The following is a 15,525-nucleotide window of genomic DNA, read 5'->3' as shown; positions in this document are numbered from 1 at the left end:
TGTAATAAAATTTAAATTAATGGAGGTTGCCTATGTTTAAATTTTTCAAGAGAGTGAAGACTGTTGTAAGTTCAGAATTAAATGCAATGCTTGATAAAGCAGAAGATCCGGTGAAAATGCTGGACCAATTCCTTCGTGATATGGGAGAAGACATTCGAGAAGCAGAAGCAGCGGTTGCTAAGCAAATTGCAAATGAAAAAATCCTAAAACGTAAAGTAGAAGATGCTCAGGCTATGGTGCAAAAGAGACAGTCTCAAGCAGAAAAGGCTGTAGGTGCTGGTGAAGATGACCTTGCTAAACGTGCTTTACAAGAAAAGAAAGAATACGAGAATCAGGCAACATTACTTCAACAGTCATATGAACAAGCAAAAAATGATTCCGAAGTACTTAAGAATAAGTTAGATGAAATGAAAAAAGAATATCATGAAATGAATCTTAAAAAGGATTCATTGAAAGCTCGTGCTGAAGCAGCTCAAACACGTACAAAAATTAACCGTAGCATGTCATCGATTGGTGGCGATGAATCAAGAAGAGGATTTGAGCGTATGGAGGAAAAAGTACTTCGCTTTGAAGCAGAAGCTGAAACAAGTGAAGACCTATCCACTCAAGCTAGAACATTAGATGATGAGTTTAAAAAGCTTGATACAGATGTAGATGATGAATTAGCAGAATTAAAGAAGGCAATGGGTAAAGAGTAGTCAATAAAGACGGCATTTCATAATGCTGTCTTTTATTGTATTTTTAAAGGAAATTGGCCATAAATGTAGAATATATATTGTAAAGAACAAAATCGAAAGGGATGAAGCTTTATGAAAGTATCTTATCATGGACATGCTGTTGTAAAAGTGGAATCAGATAAGAATACGATATTAATAGACCCATTTATAACGGGAAATGGATTATGTGATTTAAACGCAGATGAAGTGAAGGCAGATTACATATTACTAACTCATGGTCATAATGATCATGTTGGGGACACAGTTGAAATTGCTAAAAGAAATGATGCACTTGTCATCGCTCCAAATGAACTAGCGGACTATTTAGATACTAAGGGTGTGAAAGTTCATGGGATGCATATTGGAGGTTCTAGAGAATTTGATTTTGGGAAAGTGAAATTTACTCAAGCATTTCATGGCTCGGGCTTCTCAGAGGAAGATGGAACAATTATATATACCGGTATGCCAGCAGGGATTTTATTAACGGTTGAAGGGAAAACCATCTATCATCTTGGGGATACAGCTTTATTTACTGATTTGAAAATGTATGGTGAAATGCATGATATTGATGTAGCGTTTATTCCTATTGGAGATAATTTTACAATGGGTCCTGATGATGCATTAATTGCAGCGGATTGGATTAAAGCAAAAATAGTTGTTCCAATTCATTACAATACATTTCCCGTAATTGAGCAGAATCCTGAAGATTTCGTACGTAAGTTGAAGACCGGTGAAGGGAAAGTTATGCATGCAGGCAGTGTGTTAGAACTTTAATGGTATGAGAAGGATATAAAAAACGTGAGCACTTTGCTCACGTTTTTAAGTTGAATTAAAGTCATTTATTCCAAGATTAGATAGTCGAATCTATTGATATTTGTCTACATTTTACGCCTTATTTTCATTATAAGTCACAGCTTCCAGTGCCATTTTTAATTATAATATTATTTGGAGAGCTTACAGTTGAATGAAAAATAGCGTTTCCTTCAGTGCAGATTTTTCCACTAGATGAATTAAAATCTACAGGCATGTAGAATGTGGCATTGCCTTTTATGATTATGTTGGCTTGATTTTCTATACGGACAGGACCATTAAAAGAAGCATCCCCATTAACTACTACAGCTGATGTTGAGTACAATTTCAGATTGTTAAATTTGGCATCTCCACCAATGTTAATGTTGGAATTGTTATGTAATAGTGTCTCAGCCAGAGATGTAAAATTCCTTTGAACATTAATGGAGGTATTCCAATATAAACTAAGGTTTTGCTCTATAAAGGCATTCTTTCCTACATTTATTTCGGTTGAATTATCCAATCTAAAAGCCTTATCGGCGTATAAGTTGTTATCAATCATAAATTCAACATCATGAATAGACAGGTTGTTGTTAGAAAAAAGTGTACTACCATTATTGATAGATATTTTTGGACATTGCCAAGAACCAATTTGACGAACGGTAAATTTAGTATTGCCATCGTAAATACATGATACAATCTTATCTACTTCATTAAATTCGGACGGGACTTCTTCTTCGGGTTCATCAGTTAATACTATCGGTGGTGGGTTCTTGATTGACTTCCAAGTAGTTTTAACCGTAATCTCATAACCACTACGATTTGTTGTGGTAATGGTTATGGGAAGTGTTTCTTGAGCAATAACCTCTTTAATACAGCCATTTACTATTTGGAGACTTTCATTTTCATTTATTACAAATTTTGATATCTGAATATCATTAGGTTGACTAAGACAAAGATTGAACCTCGTATATTGTGAAAGCGTGTCACTTTCCTTTAAATAATCATTCTTAAGTTGATTTACTAATACATTCGTTTCTTGAACTAAATTGATTCTTTCTGAACTAGTTTCTTCGTTTTGAAAAAGTTGAAATATAAGAGCAGTTGAGAGAGCTATGATAATGGTAAATAATGAAATGGTTGCGAGTAACTCTACTAAAGTTAGCCCCTTTTCATTTTTTAATTGACGAAATAGCATATTTATCACATCCGATTAGATGGTATAATAGGATAAAAGTCCGATATTTGGAGTGGATTCTATTGAATAGAAGGTCTCATTTATTATCTAGTAATGGTTTTACCCTTGTAGAGATTATAGCATCAATTACGATTCTTGGAATAGTTGTGGCCATACTTTTACCTATTTTTCCACAAATAATTGGTTGGACGAGTAGCGCTGATAATCAATTAAGAGGAAGTAATTTATTAGATCAAGCAGCCTTTGATATAAAAAATAGCAATATACTATCTACATTAGATCAGAGTAATGATTGTCCTAATATGAGTAATCCAATTAACTTGAGTGATACATTTACCTATATGGATAACTATTATCCTGTTATTTCATTATGTAAGGAAACAGGGACAAATCTATACCAGACCCATATTGAAATATATGATGAGGAAAATAAAATGCTAAGTGATACATACATCTATTTAAATGGTGATAGGAATGATTAACAATCAAAAAGGTGTAGCGTTCGTATTAACTTTGTCTATCATTACATTAATATTATTGTTTATCATGGTGTTATTTTACCAAGCTATAAACACCTCGACGCAAATAAATACTATGGAAAAACATATTGACGCAAAAAATATAGCTAGTATGGGAATGGATTATTATCAATATCATTTGGAGAACATGCAAGACGAGTTGCAACAAACGTTAAACAATGGTGGAATAAATGAATTGTTATCGAAAATTAATCAATTGAATAATGAATTACGAGGAAAAAAGGAAATCGATAGCAATAGATATTTTGAATTAGAGTTACCAACTAGTATCCCATATTCAGAAGGTAGTATAGAAATAGTAATTGCCTATAGCAGTAAAGGAACCGCCTTTGCAAAAACTGTAGAAGAGACAAGCGAAATTACGATAAAAATAAAAGGAAATGGGGAATAATGATGGCAACACGTAAACGACTAGGAGATCTTCTTAAAGAAGCCGGTCTAGTTACCGAGCAACAAATTGATGAAGCTTTAGAACATAAACGCCCCGATCAAAAGCTTGGTGATGTTTTACTGAAGTCAGGTTATGTAACCGAGCAACAACTAATTCAAGTACTGGAATTACAGTTAGGCATTCCCCATGTATCACTTTATCAATATCCGGTCGATGAACGTGTATTATCATTTGTTTCTAGAGAAACGGCGGAGAAGAATTACATTATCCCTCTCAAAATAGAAGACAATTCACTTCTTATAGCAATGAAAGACCCGATGGATTATTATGTCATAGATGATTTAGAGTTAGCTACTGGATTTAATATTAAACCTGTCATTGCGACGAAAGATGATATTCTTTATGCTATTAATAAATTTTATGTGAAAAGCAATTCGCCTAGAAGTATAGAAACAATGAATGACGATGATGAAAGTACAGTTATTCAGTTACTTGATCAAATATTATCTACAGGTGTTCAATTAAAAGCTAGTGATATACATATTGATCCACGTGAAATAGAAGTAAATATTCGGTACCGAATTGATGGTAGGTTGCATACGGAAAGAACAGTACCAAAGAAGATGCAAAATTCACTAATTGCTAGAATAAAAATTTTAGCTGATTTAAATATAACGCAAACGAGGCTACCACAGGATGGACGAATAAAGACAACAGTTGGCGTAACACCAGTTGATTTACGTATATCTTGTTTACCAACTGTCCACGGTGAGAAAGTGGTTATCAGAATATTAGATTTGAATAATGCACTTATGAACTTTAGTGATTTGAATTTTTCCGAAGAAAATCATAAGAAGTATTTAAAATTAATCAATCAGCCTTCTGGCCTCGTGTTATTAACAGGACCAACTGGATCTGGGAAAACATCAACCTTATATGCTGCATTACATTATTTAAATAAAGAAAGCGTTAATATCGTGACGGTAGAAGATCCGGTCGAGTATCAAATGGAAGGGATAAATCAGGTACAAGTAAATAGTTCAATCGGACTTACCTTTGCTAACGGGTTACGTTCGATTTTAAGACAAGATCCAAATATTATCATGGTCGGAGAAATTCGTGACCAAGAAACAGCGGAAATTGCAATCCGTTCTTCGCTCACTGGACATCTAGTTTTCAGCACATTACACACAAACATTGCTGTTGATACGGTTCCAAGACTAATTGAAATGGGAATAGAGCCTTATTTAGTAGTATCTTCCCTTAAGGGGGTAGTTGCACAGCGTTTAGTTCGACGAATTTGTAGGGACTGTAGAACGGATAGAAACCCAACAGAAATGGAAAAAGAGATTTTTTATAACAATGGATTAGAAGTGGATCGTATATATTACGGTGAAGGTTGTAGTTCTTGTCATAACAGCGGATATCGTGGAAGAATTGCCCTTCATGAAATTTTAATTTTTGATGATGAAATACGCAATATGTTATTAAATAACAAACCACTAACAAATATAAAAAAATATGCTAAAGATCAAGGCATGTCCTTCTTAATTCAAGATGGACTTGAGAAAATGAAGCGTGGGTTTACTACTTTAGAAGAAATAATGCAAGTTTCTATAAATGTATAGGGGGAAATAAGATGAAGGAACAACTGGATAAATGGCTTACGCTTGCTTATCATCTGCAAGCATCCGATGTACATATTACTATAGGAAAACCCCCTGTTTTTAGGGTGAATGGAAATTTAATAGAACAAGATTTGCCTAAAATCACACCTAAGGATACTACAGAAATTGTAAAATCGATACTACCAGAGGATAAATGGTTACAGCTAAAAAGTGAACGAGAGCTGGATTTTTCATATGGGATTCATGGAGTTTCACGCTTTAGAGTAAACACTTATTACCAACGTGGCGAGTTATCGTTAGCAATTCGTATCGTTCCCACTAGAATTCCATCAATAGAGGAGCTCCATTTACCAGCAATTTCTAAAAAGCTAATGGAAGAGACTCAAGGCTTAATTCTTGTTACCGGACCAACTGGTAGTGGGAAAAGTACTACATTAGCTTCAATGATTGATTATATGAACCATACGATGAAAAAGCATATTATTACATTAGAAGATCCAATCGAATACATGCATTCCCATGATAAATCAGTAATTGACCAGCGTGAGGTTGGCTTTGATACAAATAGTTTTGCAGCTGGATTAAGAGCGAGCTTACGCCAAGATCCGGATGTCATACTAGTAGGTGAAATGAGAGATTTGGAGACTATTTCTACTGCAATTACAGCGGCTGAGACTGGCCATTTAGTTTTAGGAACGGTTCATACAATTGGTGCAGTATCAACAATAGAAAGAATTATTGATGTTTTTCCAGTTGAACAGCAATCGCAAATCCGTATACAACTATCGAATATTTTAAAAGCTGTAATATCTCAAAGATTACTAATTACAAAGGATAGAACTACCCGACGTGTAGCAACAGAAGTACTTGTGAATACATCCGCTGTTAAAAATTTAATACGTAATGAAAAATTGCACCAAGTACAAAATGTACTACAAACATCGAAAGAGTATGGGATGCATACGTTGGAAATGGATATAAAAAGACTTCTTCAGGAAGACCTTATTACGCAAGAAGCTGCTGCTCCTTTTATTCGTGAAGGGAGTTACTAGTTATGGAATTTCAATATACTGGTAAGAACCTATCAGGAGAAAAAATTAAAGGGAAGATTAATGCTAATTCAAAAGAGGAAGCCTTAATGCTACTTCAGAGTAATGGTCAGGTTGTCATTGAAATTAAAGAATCAACCATTTGGAATAAAGATATAACGATTCATCGGAAAATAAATCATAAAGATCTTGTTATCTTTTTAAGGCAGTATGCCACGTTAATTCATGCGGGTATTTCGATATCAGATGCAACGAAAACGATGATAAAACAGTCTGAAAGTATAGTATTAAAAAATGCTTTAACCGATATTGAAAAACAACTTGAAAAAGGACAAGCATTATCGAAATCAGTAGAAAGACATCCTAAAATTTTCCCACCTTTGTTAATCAATATGATTCGTGCTGGCGAGGCAAGTGGTAAGCTAGACGAAATTCTTAATGAAATGGCAGATTACTTTGAAAAAGAGTATCGAAACCGCCAAAAAGTTATTTCGGCTTTAATTTATCCTAGTATTGTTGGTATTGTAACATTATTTCTTACGGGATTTTTATTAATTTTTGTTGTTCCCCGGTTTATAGGAATGTTAAATTCGTTTGGTGGAGATATTCCTCCGTTTACACAGTTTATTTTAAATTTAAGTGATTGGTTAGCAAGTTACTGGTGGGTATTCATATTACTGATTACTATCGGGAGTATACTTTATAAGTACTTCCTGCAAAGGGAAGAATTTGCGTATCGTGTGGATATTATAAAAATGAAATTCCCTTTTCTAGGAACTTTAGTCCATAAAAGTGCTTTAGTTCGTATGACACAAACATTGAGTACACTAGTAAATAGTGCAGTACCTATTTTACGTTCAATTGAAATCACGGAAAGAGTGGTGGGAAATCGAGTGATAAATAGAGTACTTGGAGATTCTAGAAGAGCTTTAGAAGTAGGAGAATCCATTACAAAGCCGATGGAGGGGCATTGGGCGTTTCCGGCATTAATCATACAAATGATTCAAATCGGTGAAAAAACAGGTACTTTAGATAAAATGTTACTGAAAGCCGCAGAATTTTATGAAGAAGAAGTAGAACAGCTATCAAGTCGCATTAAAACATTAATTGAACCAATAATGATTATTATTTTAACCATTATTGTAGGAAGTATCATAACAGCTGTGGTAATTCCGATGTTTTCATTGTTTGAAACCATTCAGTGATAACTTTAAAAAGTCGACGTAATGATTCATGATAACAGTCCACCAGGGATAATAAGCATGGATGGAGGTATTGGTTATCGCAATGGATTAAAAATGGTTTAGGTAATTTTTGAGTTATAAATAGTCAATTAAGTAAGGGTTAGTATAATATATTTTTTACTCGATTTTTATCAGACAAGCAATATATTTTGTAGAAAAAAAGAAACTGATGACGTATAATTAATCTAGGACTTATGTAGGGTACGATGAAGAGCTATCTTTATTTGGGCACTTGGATAGCTAAGAGTGAGTAGTGCAACCGTCCTACACTGTTTATAAAATGATATTTATAAAAGGTGGGGAATAAACATGAGGAACTATTTAAAGAAAGTAATGAAGAAGGAAAAAGGCTTTACATTGGTAGAGTTGTTAGCAGTAATTGTTATATTAGGTGTTATTTTAGCGATTGCTATTCCTAGTGTTGGGAATGTGATTAAGAATGCCCAAGAAGATTCTCGTGCTGCTAGTGTTAAATTGATTGAAAATGCTGCAAGATTAGCAGACATTGCTGGGGACTGGGATCTAGTTGATGATAACGATGATGGAGTTTTATCAGTAACTGAATTAAAGAATGCGGGGTATTTAGAGGATGAACCTGTAATTCCTGGTACAGATGATCCTTATGCCGGAACAGTTGATAAAAACTATGTTTATTCTGGTGAACCAACTTCTTAATGATGAAAAAATATATCGAAAAAATTATTTTAACAACGCCCATGCATGAAATCTGCAGGGCGTTTGTTTAATATATATTATGAAAAGTTACCTAAAATAGGAGAGTTTCAGTTGGAAATACTATTTACTATTTTCTTTTTAATTTTTGGACTGATTTTTGGTTCGTTTTACAATGTAGTCGGCTTGCGGGTCCCTATACATGAATCTTTTACAGAAGGAAGGTCGATGTGTCCAGGCTGTAAGCATTCTTTATCGTGGTATGAACTTATCCCTGTTTTTTCATACATATTTTTACTAGGTAAATGTAAGCGCTGTGGTGAGAAGATATCGATACTTTATCCGATAACAGAATTAGCTACAGGATTTTTGTTTGTTTTAAGTTACCTTACTTTTGGATTGTCTATAGAATTAATGATTTCGCTACTGTTATGTTCTATGTTAGTTATTGTCTTAGTTACGGATATAAAGTACATGCTAATCCCGAATAAAGTACTTCTTTTCTTTTTACCTATATTTATTATCCTACGAATAATCGAACCTCTTACCCCATGGTGGTCGTCCATAGTTGGAGCGTTCATCGGTACTTCAATTATTGCGATTATAATTCTAGTAAGTCATGGGGGAATGGGTGCTGGTGATATGAAACTGTTTGGGGTATTAGGAATTGTATTAGGGGTGAAACATGTTTTACTTGCCTTTTTCCTTTCCTGTATTATTGGTTCAGTAGTAGGGGTTCTTATGCTTTTACTAAAAGTTATTGAGCGTAAACAACCTGTTCCATTTGGTCCTTATATCGTCATTGCAACAGTCATTACATATTTTTATGGTGATCAATTAATTAACTGGTATTTTAATATCCTCTAATGGCAGGTGAAACAATGGGATTATTTAAGAAAAATAGAGTCAATATTGTGATTTCAAACCGAGCATTACGTTATACATACTATAAAAATGCCAAAAATACTTCCCTTACATTTGGAGAAGAAGAGTTGCCTATTGGGGTAATGAAAGACGGAAGAGTAGAGTCAAGAGTTGCTCTTGTAAAAATAGTAAAGAAGCTTGTCAAATCTCACAAATGGAGTGGAAGTAATATTTACTTTTGTGTTCCAGATGATACGGTAGTGATTCGTCAGCTGCAAATACCTGTTACATTAACTATGAATGAAGCGGTTAGTTACGTTAAAACTCAGTTAGGTACTAGTATCTATTTGCCATTTGAAGACCCTTCTATCGCTATTGAATTTTTGGAAGAGGAAGACGAAAAGAGAAATTTGCTTCTATTTGCATATCCAAAAGAGAAAATTATCGAGTTTGAAGGTGCTTTTAAGGAAGCAGGTCTTAAGTCTAAGGCAGTAGACCTTACTTCACCATCAGTTTATAGGTATTATTACAAAAATCGTCAAGAAAAGGCTGATGGAGTTTTACATATTCACTGGAATTTAGATGCATTGTCATTAACTACTTATCGTCTAGACAAAGCGATATTTACAAGATACATGAGTAATGAGGTATATGAAGAAAAACAGGAATTAAAAGAAGATGAGGCAAGTCAAGTAATAGACGATAATATTCGAGAAATTACGAGAATCATTGATTTTTATCAGTATTCTATTACAAAAGGGGAAGAAAGGATAAACTTACTATTAGTTACTGGTGACTTCCCGTATTTACATAGCGTATTCAAGATATTAGAAGAAACAGTTAATATTCCTATATATAAGTTTGAAGAAGAAATACCGATTAAGTTCATAGATGCTCTCGGATTAGCATTAAAAAATGGTGTTCATAAAGGGGAAACAATATGAATACAGAGATAAACCTTTTAGAACAAAAACCTAAAAAAAATCTAGCATTTTATTTCGTAATATTTATCTTCATAATTTTAATCGCTACTACTATTGTTGTACTAAATTTACAAATAGATTATTACAATACTCGAATTAAAACAGAAGGGGAACATATTGCTCAATTAGAAGAAGTTCTTCGAGAACATAATTTAAACATGGAAGACGAACAGCGATTAAGTCAAGTACATGAGATGTTGTCTACCATTCAAATGCAAAGTATTCCAAATGTCTGGCTATATTTCGATTTGACAGATCTTTTTAACCAAAACCAATTGCAAAGTTATGTTTTTTCTGGTGAAAATCAGGTGATCATTTCTGCGAAATTTAGTAGTCTCCCAAAAGTTGCTGATTATGTAGCTGCCATACTTGAACGGAATTATATTAACGATGTCGATATATCAAATGTGAACAGTGTTGGTGAATCTTACCAAGCAACCTTAACAATTAGTTTGGATCTGGACCGAATAAGAAAGGAGCTTGGTGAAGATGCAGATTAGATGGACAAAAGCTTATACATATATGTTACTTGGAATTATTATTTCCACGATTGCAATATTTGGAATTAGCTATATAAATATAATCAAACCATTACAAAACCAAGTGAATATATTAGAACAAGAATCAAAAATGTTTCAAAAGCAATATGATCTTTTAATGGAACAAAATATTAATGGTACAGATAATGAAATGAGTTCGGAGTTACAAGGTCGAATCCCGAATGAAAAAGCTCCTGATACCGTGTTAGAGAGTCTGGATAAACTTTCTGAACAATATAATGTTTCGATTTCATCATTACGCTCAAACGGAAAAACAGTAGAAAATGATGAGAATAGTATATTACAATCCAATACGTACTCAATGGATGTCGAAGCAACTAATATTTCGCAACTGAATTCTTTTTTAGATGCAATGGAAGAAAGTGGACGGTATATGATAATTAGAACAATGTCACTGTATCAATCTGAAAAAGGAAGTACGTTATCTATTACATTTGAAACGTTCCATACGAATTTTTAAATACCTGTCCAACAGATAAGTTCTTAAAAGGAATCCTATTTCATACCTATCTATATAGAAATGAAATAGGAGGAATAATCATGAGACATTATGCGTTCTTACGTTTACTATTAGCAGCTTTCTTTATGTATTTTGCTTGGCCACTGATACCACAATTTAGTTCACAGCTTGAAATGCTGTTTTGGGCTTGTTGGTTAGCTTTTTTTGTGTTCGTCTTTGGTGCTAATCTAGCCACTTTACTAAAAATATCGGACCCACCAGTAATGGAACAGGAATTTGATAAAGTTAGACAAACAGATGGTTAAACATTGAGCCTGATGCGATTCATCTGTATAATATAGTTACAAAAGGTGACTAGTACAGTTGAAAGTCGGTGATCCGAAGTGGCTACAAAACATGAACAAATTATTCAACATATCATTTCGTTATCTGTCGGAAGTAAAATCTCGGTTAGACAGATTGCTAAACATTTAAATGTAAGTGAAGGAACAGCTTATCGTGCCATAAAAGAGGCAGAAAACATTGGTTTAGTAAGTACCATTGAACGAGTAGGTACCATTCGTATTGAACGAAAGAAAAAAGAAAACTTTGAAAGATTAACATTTGCAGAAGTAATCAATATTGTGGATGGACAGGTCCTTGGAGGTCGTGATGGCCTACATAAGACGCTTAATAAGTTTGTCATCGGTGCCATGCAATTAGATGCAATGATGCGCTACACTGAAGCGGGGTCATTATTAATTGTCGGAAACCGAGTAAAAGCCCATGAGCTAGCATTAAACGAAGGTGCTGCAGTATTGATAACTGGTGGTTTTGATACGGATGATTATATTAAGCGTTTGGCTGATGAGAAACAATTGCCTATTATTTCAACGAGTTATGACACATTTACCGTAGCTGCGATGATTAACAGAGCAATTTATGATCAGCTAATTAAAAAGGAAATTGTACTTGTTGGTGATATTTGTACACCAGTAGAGCACGCACATTACTTGAAGATAGATGAAAATGTGGACGCGTGGTATGAAATAAACGAAAAATCTACCCATTCCAGATTCCCAGTGTTAGATGGGAAAAATCGAGTTGTAGGTATGGTTACTTCTAAAGATATTATTGGTAAGGATAGGGATTTTCCGATTGAAAAAGTAATGACGAAAAATCCAATTGTAGTTCAATCCAAAACATCGTTAGCATCTGTAGCACATATGATGGTGTGGGAAGGGATAGAGGTCGTACCTGTAGTAGATGAATCATCTACATTAAAAGGTATAGTTTCTAGACAAGATGTACTAAAAGCCCTTCAACAGATTCAGCGCCAACCCCAAATTGGTGAGACGATCGATGATATTGTAAAAAATAACGTAGAATCTTCTGAGGATGATAAGACTACCTTCCAGGCAAAGGTAATTCCACAAATGACTAATCAACTAGGAACTCTATCTCCTGGAGTATTTACTTCACTCGTTACAGAGGCTAGTAGTCTTCTCCTATTACAATTGAAAAAAGGAGACTTGGTTGTTGAAAATATCACAGTATACTTTATAAAACCAGTTCCAATCGATTCTAATTTAATCATTAAACCTAAGATTATTGAAGCAGGACGAATTTATGCGAAGATTGATATAGAAGTATTTAATGAAAAGAAGCTAGTAGGGAAAGCGTTACTAATGGCACAAATTATGGATAGATAAAAAAGCTGACTAGAACAATACTAGTCAGCTGGGTTTAATCTTTTCCATTCATTGCGGTAATGCTTTGTTTCTTTAAGTCCTCGAACAGACTGCATAATTCCAAGTACGATAAAAATGATACCGATAAATAGGGAAATCTTTGTTTGATAAAATACATATTGGTTAATACCAAAGGCTAAAATGAATAAACCAAGACATATTCTTGATTTCGCATTAAAGTACTTTTGAGTTAATCCATCCTTTGTTTTTAATATAGCAACTTTATAATATATGTACATAACAACGGATAGGACTATCACAATTGGAAAAATAATCATAAAATCCATATAATCTACTCCTAATAATATAGCTAATTTTATACATGTCATATTGTAGCATTATATCATAAATTTAAGCTAGTTATTATATGAAAATACTTTGAACAGTAAGGAGAACGCTATGTCTATACAAGCTATTCAACAAGCAATAGAAGAATATAATAGGATTATAATCCACAGGCATGTGCGTCCTGATCCAGATGCATTAGGATCTCAAGCGGGCCTCAGTGAACTGATTAAAGCATCCTATCCGGAAAAGGAAGTTTATGTAGTAGGAGAAGATGACCCTTCATTAACCTTTATGGTGAAAATGGATAAAATAGAGGATCATGTGTTTAAAAATGCGTTAATCATCATTTGTGATACAGCTAATACAGAAAGAATTGATGATGTTAGATATAAGCTAGGGGCAACAATCATTAAAATAGACCATCATCCTAATGTTGATCCATATGGTGATTTAAGCTGGGTTGACACGAAGGCTAGTTCGACGAGTGAAATGATTTATGATTTTTACTTAAATGCAGAAGGTTTAACATTAAATGATACTGCTGCAAGGTTACTTTACGGTGGGATTGTTGGGGATACAGGAAGATTTTTATTTCCAAGTACAACAAAGAAAACATTACAATATGCAGCGGAGCTGGTAACATATGATTTTGATCGTACGAAATTATATGATGGAATTTATAATGTAAAAGATCATATTGCTAGAATGCGAGGATACATATTACAAAATTTCACTTTGGATGAGGATGGACTAAGTGTTGTTAAATTAACAAAGGATATTCTTGAAAAATTTAATGTAAGTCCATTAGAAACGGGGCAACTGGTTGGAACGTTAGGGGATATCGAAGGTATTCTAACGTGGGTGTTTTTCATTGAAGAAACCGATCAAATTCGTGTTCGTTTACGATCAAAAGGCCCTATCATCAATGAAGTAGCAGCAAAATATAATGGAGGCGGCCACCCATTAGCATCAGGAGCATCCATTTACTCCTGGGAAGATGCCCAAAAGGTCATCCAAGACCTAAGACAAACATTAAAAAAATGGGACAGAGGGACAGGTTCATTGTCTCAGTAGTGCAGTAAGGAAAATACTATAGATTACGCGGTTCAATGGTACGTGGTGGGTCGGGGAACCTGTCCCTCTGCCACACAAAAAAGTGCTGATTTCATTTTTGAAATCAGCACGATTAACTGCTTTTGCTTTTTGTTACTGGAATAAACCAGCAACCAGATGGTGTTTCATCATAATATACATCGAGTCCGTATTTCACTATATCTCGCTTAATTAAACGAATAACTTCTTTTGATTCTGCATAGGCGGTACGTCCATTACGAAGTTGATTAATTTTGCGGTCACGAATACGTCTTTCATTCATAATCAACATGAGAATTCCTCCCTTTCCCAATAATATGAATGGTTATTCATCTATATTCTTATTTTACTCGAAAAGTGTTGAAATTCCTACTACTAAGCATTTTGTTTCATGAAATGTTCACATAATTCATCAAAAAACCTTACCCTTTAAAGATATGATAAAGGTAAGGATGAGGTGTTTGTATATTTTTTAATTTGATATCTTACCATTCACGATAATTCGAACAGTTGGTGCTATGATTAATCGCTTTATTTCAAAGTCATAAGAGAAATCATCGACTTTATAGGATTTATTTTCAATTGAGGATAATAATAGAGTGTCACTTTCTGCTACCATTAATAAATCTTTCCCGATTATGTCTTTAATTTCTTCTTTTACTAAACCTTCTAACTCATTTTGAAGCAACATATCAATTTTTAGTTCTTTTGCATTTAGAATTTCAAGTTCAATTTCTTCTATTACAATTTTTTGTTTCGATTTTTCATTTAAATCTTCATTATCTTTTTCCAATGCCAGTATTCTATTTTCTGCGTCATTTAGTTCCTCATGAAGTTTACTATTTTCAATTACCTTTTCTTGATACATCGTTCCATACATAAATATCACGACCCAATAGGAAATAAGGGCACCGAATAACATTCCAACTAAGAAGCGTTGCCAGCCAGGTTTTTTATGATATCTTGGAACATGCATTAGGTGATGTCCTCCTGAATAAGCCATTCTAGAATAATCATAGCAGACTTAGCACCGCCCATTGCTGATAATATAAGAAGTCCCTGCTTCAATACCTCTATAAAAGGACCATCTAAAAATCCCCTTTGTAGGTTTTCGATAGCGTCAAATGTACCTCCTATGGCTGCGACAATAGCCCAGATTCCAAGCTTTCGTGCAATTCGAGCCATTCCTGTAAATGGAGCTTCTCCTGTAGCAAAAGCACCAATACCACCAATTAATGTTCCGCCTATAAGGACGCCGAAAGCAATAAAAAAGCATTGGATAAATTGAGCAAAAAACCGTTCTTCCATATTGGATACCCCTT

The 15,525-nt window shown here is 34.1% G+C and carries 20 protein-coding genes and 1 riboswitch; of the genes, 15 read left to right on the top strand and 5 right to left on the bottom strand.

Going from position 1 to position 15,525, the window contains the following annotated elements; all coding sequences use genetic code 11:
* Positions 1-32: 32 nt before the first annotated feature.
* On the top strand, positions 33-698 hold the full coding sequence (locus tag AB1K81_RS07710; RefSeq protein WP_412976033.1) for a PspA/IM30 family protein: 666 nt from the start codon (positions 33-35) through the stop codon (positions 696-698).
* A gap of 111 nt (positions 699-809) precedes the next feature.
* Entirely contained in the window at positions 810-1,490 is a 681-nt protein-coding gene (locus tag AB1K81_RS07705; protein ID WP_412976032.1) for a metal-dependent hydrolase, read from the top strand.
* A 127-nt stretch (positions 1,491-1,617) separates the two neighbouring features.
* Here AB1K81_RS07705 and AB1K81_RS07700 read toward each other — a convergent pair whose 3' ends face one another.
* On the bottom strand, positions 1,618-2,703 hold the full coding sequence (locus AB1K81_RS07700; RefSeq protein ID WP_412976031.1) for a PulJ/GspJ family protein: 1,086 nt from the start codon (positions 2,701-2,703) through the stop codon (positions 1,618-1,620).
* Positions 2,704-2,765: 62 nt separating this feature from the next.
* On the opposite strand from AB1K81_RS07700, the gene AB1K81_RS07695 reads away from it, so the two are divergent.
* The 12 genes from AB1K81_RS07695 to AB1K81_RS07640 all read left to right on the top strand — a co-directional run bounded on the left by AB1K81_RS07695 (position 2,766) and on the right by AB1K81_RS07640 (position 12,784).
* Complete coding sequence (locus tag AB1K81_RS07695) at positions 2,766-3,185, top strand: type II secretion system protein (RefSeq protein ID WP_412976030.1); 420 nt, start codon at positions 2,766-2,768, stop codon at positions 3,183-3,185.
* Positions 3,178-3,633, top strand: a complete 456-nt coding sequence (locus AB1K81_RS07690) for a hypothetical protein (protein ID WP_412976029.1) — start codon at positions 3,178-3,180, stop codon at positions 3,631-3,633. The genes AB1K81_RS07695 and AB1K81_RS07690 overlap by 8 nt, the downstream gene beginning before the upstream one ends.
* A gap of 2 nt (positions 3,634-3,635) precedes the next feature.
* On the top strand, positions 3,636-5,261 hold the full coding sequence (locus tag AB1K81_RS07685; protein ID WP_412976028.1) for a GspE/PulE family protein: 1,626 nt from the start codon (positions 3,636-3,638) through the stop codon (positions 5,259-5,261).
* Positions 5,262-5,272: 11 nt separating this feature from the next.
* Positions 5,273-6,313, top strand: coding sequence for a type IV pilus twitching motility protein PilT (locus AB1K81_RS07680; RefSeq protein WP_412976027.1), 1,041 nt, complete (start codon positions 5,273-5,275; stop codon positions 6,311-6,313).
* Positions 6,314-6,315: 2 nt separating this feature from the next.
* Positions 6,316-7,515 carry a type II secretion system F family protein gene (locus tag AB1K81_RS07675; protein WP_412976026.1) on the top strand — a complete coding sequence of 400 codons (1,200 nt, stop codon included), beginning with the start codon at positions 6,316-6,318 and terminating at the stop codon, positions 7,513-7,515.
* A 229-nt stretch (positions 7,516-7,744) separates the two neighbouring features.
* Positions 7,745-7,828, top strand: a riboswitch (cyclic di-GMP riboswitch).
* Positions 7,829-7,863: 35 nt separating this feature from the next.
* Complete coding sequence (locus tag AB1K81_RS07670) at positions 7,864-8,229, top strand: competence type IV pilus major pilin ComGC (RefSeq protein WP_412976025.1); 366 nt, start codon at positions 7,864-7,866, stop codon at positions 8,227-8,229.
* A gap of 111 nt (positions 8,230-8,340) precedes the next feature.
* A complete protein-coding gene (locus AB1K81_RS07665; protein ID WP_412976024.1) occupies positions 8,341-9,093 on the top strand; it encodes a prepilin peptidase in 753 nt (250 codons plus the stop codon).
* A gap of 14 nt (positions 9,094-9,107) precedes the next feature.
* On the top strand, positions 9,108-10,034 hold the full coding sequence (gene pilM, locus AB1K81_RS07660; RefSeq protein ID WP_412976023.1) for a type IV pilus biogenesis protein PilM: 927 nt from the start codon (positions 9,108-9,110) through the stop codon (positions 10,032-10,034).
* A complete protein-coding gene (locus AB1K81_RS07655) occupies positions 10,031-10,573 on the top strand; it encodes a hypothetical protein (RefSeq protein ID WP_412976022.1) in 543 nt (180 codons plus the stop codon). The genes pilM and AB1K81_RS07655 overlap by 4 nt, the downstream gene beginning before the upstream one ends.
* Positions 10,563-11,093, top strand: coding sequence for a hypothetical protein (locus AB1K81_RS07650; RefSeq protein WP_412976021.1), 531 nt, complete (start codon positions 10,563-10,565; stop codon positions 11,091-11,093). The genes AB1K81_RS07655 and AB1K81_RS07650 overlap by 11 nt, the downstream gene beginning before the upstream one ends.
* Positions 11,094-11,173: 80 nt before the next feature.
* A complete protein-coding gene (locus tag AB1K81_RS07645) occupies positions 11,174-11,398 on the top strand; it encodes a hypothetical protein (RefSeq protein WP_412976020.1) in 225 nt (74 codons plus the stop codon).
* A gap of 78 nt (positions 11,399-11,476) precedes the next feature.
* Positions 11,477-12,784: a DRTGG domain-containing protein gene (locus AB1K81_RS07640; protein ID WP_412976019.1), complete on the top strand. Its 1,308-nt coding sequence runs from the start codon at positions 11,477-11,479 to the stop codon at positions 12,782-12,784.
* Positions 12,785-12,804: 20 nt separating this feature from the next.
* Here AB1K81_RS07640 and AB1K81_RS07635 read toward each other — a convergent pair whose 3' ends face one another.
* Complete coding sequence (locus AB1K81_RS07635) at positions 12,805-13,101, bottom strand: YtpI family protein (RefSeq protein WP_412976133.1); 297 nt, start codon at positions 13,099-13,101, stop codon at positions 12,805-12,807.
* Positions 13,102-13,222: 121 nt separating this feature from the next.
* Between AB1K81_RS07635 and AB1K81_RS07630 the strand changes: the two genes are divergently transcribed.
* Positions 13,223-14,185, top strand: coding sequence for a DHH family phosphoesterase (locus tag AB1K81_RS07630; RefSeq protein WP_412976018.1), 963 nt, complete (start codon positions 13,223-13,225; stop codon positions 14,183-14,185).
* Positions 14,186-14,297: 112 nt separating this feature from the next.
* Here AB1K81_RS07630 and AB1K81_RS07625 read toward each other — a convergent pair whose 3' ends face one another.
* From AB1K81_RS07625 to ytrH, 3 genes are all read right to left on the bottom strand, one after another.
* Positions 14,298-14,495: a YtzJ family protein gene (locus AB1K81_RS07625; protein WP_412976017.1), complete on the bottom strand. Its 198-nt coding sequence runs from the start codon at positions 14,493-14,495 to the stop codon at positions 14,298-14,300.
* A 180-nt stretch (positions 14,496-14,675) separates the two neighbouring features.
* On the bottom strand, positions 14,676-15,179 hold the full coding sequence (gene ytrI / locus AB1K81_RS07620) for a sporulation membrane protein YtrI (RefSeq protein WP_412976016.1): 504 nt from the start codon (positions 15,177-15,179) through the stop codon (positions 14,676-14,678).
* A complete protein-coding gene (gene ytrH, locus AB1K81_RS07615) occupies positions 15,179-15,511 on the bottom strand; it encodes a sporulation membrane protein YtrH (protein ID WP_412976015.1) in 333 nt (110 codons plus the stop codon). The genes ytrI and ytrH overlap by 1 nt, the downstream gene beginning before the upstream one ends.
* Between the last annotated feature and the right edge of the window lie 14 nt (positions 15,512-15,525).

It is taken from the genome of Ornithinibacillus jepli, assembly GCF_047228935.1.
Classification (GTDB): domain Bacteria; phylum Bacillota; class Bacilli; order Bacillales; family Amphibacillaceae; genus Ornithinibacillus.
The sequence above is the reverse complement of the archived record's forward strand: the minus strand, read 5'-3'. Positions and strand labels throughout refer to the sequence as shown.

What these genes read in the sequence shown, in the direction of transcription:
- AB1K81_RS07710 (WP_412976033.1), top strand. Translation starts at nt 33, where the DNA reads ATGTTTAAATTTTTCAAGAGAGTGAAGACTGTTGTAAGTTCAGAATTA.
- AB1K81_RS07705 (WP_412976032.1), top strand. Translation starts at nt 810, where the DNA reads ATGAAAGTATCTTATCATGGACATGCTGTTGTAAAAGTGGAATCAGAT.
- AB1K81_RS07700 (WP_412976031.1), bottom strand. Translation starts at nt 2,703, where the DNA reads ATGCTATTTCGTCAATTAAAAAATGAAAAGGGGCTAACTTTAGTAGAG.
- AB1K81_RS07690 (WP_412976029.1), top strand. Translation starts at nt 3,178, where the DNA reads ATGATTAACAATCAAAAAGGTGTAGCGTTCGTATTAACTTTGTCTATC.
- AB1K81_RS07685 (WP_412976028.1), top strand. Translation starts at nt 3,636, where the DNA reads ATGGCAACACGTAAACGACTAGGAGATCTTCTTAAAGAAGCCGGTCTA.
- AB1K81_RS07680 (WP_412976027.1), top strand. Translation starts at nt 5,273, where the DNA reads ATGAAGGAACAACTGGATAAATGGCTTACGCTTGCTTATCATCTGCAA.
- AB1K81_RS07675 (WP_412976026.1), top strand. Translation starts at nt 6,316, where the DNA reads ATGGAATTTCAATATACTGGTAAGAACCTATCAGGAGAAAAAATTAAA.
- AB1K81_RS07670 (WP_412976025.1), top strand. Translation starts at nt 7,864, where the DNA reads ATGAGGAACTATTTAAAGAAAGTAATGAAGAAGGAAAAAGGCTTTACA.
- pilM (WP_412976023.1), top strand. Translation starts at nt 9,108, where the DNA reads ATGGGATTATTTAAGAAAAATAGAGTCAATATTGTGATTTCAAACCGA.
- AB1K81_RS07655 (WP_412976022.1), top strand. Translation starts at nt 10,031, where the DNA reads ATGAATACAGAGATAAACCTTTTAGAACAAAAACCTAAAAAAAATCTA.
- AB1K81_RS07650 (WP_412976021.1), top strand. Translation starts at nt 10,563, where the DNA reads ATGCAGATTAGATGGACAAAAGCTTATACATATATGTTACTTGGAATT.
- AB1K81_RS07645 (WP_412976020.1), top strand. Translation starts at nt 11,174, where the DNA reads ATGAGACATTATGCGTTCTTACGTTTACTATTAGCAGCTTTCTTTATG.
- AB1K81_RS07635 (WP_412976133.1), bottom strand. Translation starts at nt 13,101, where the DNA reads ATGATTATTTTTCCAATTGTGATAGTCCTATCCGTTGTTATGTACATA.
- AB1K81_RS07630 (WP_412976018.1), top strand. Translation starts at nt 13,223, where the DNA reads ATGTCTATACAAGCTATTCAACAAGCAATAGAAGAATATAATAGGATT.
- AB1K81_RS07625 (WP_412976017.1), bottom strand. Translation starts at nt 14,495, where the DNA reads ATGTTGATTATGAATGAAAGACGTATTCGTGACCGCAAAATTAATCAA.
- ytrI (WP_412976016.1), bottom strand. Translation starts at nt 15,179, where the DNA reads ATGCATGTTCCAAGATATCATAAAAAACCTGGCTGGCAACGCTTCTTA.
- ytrH (WP_412976015.1), bottom strand. Translation starts at nt 15,511, where the DNA reads ATGGAAGAACGGTTTTTTGCTCAATTTATCCAATGCTTTTTTATTGCT.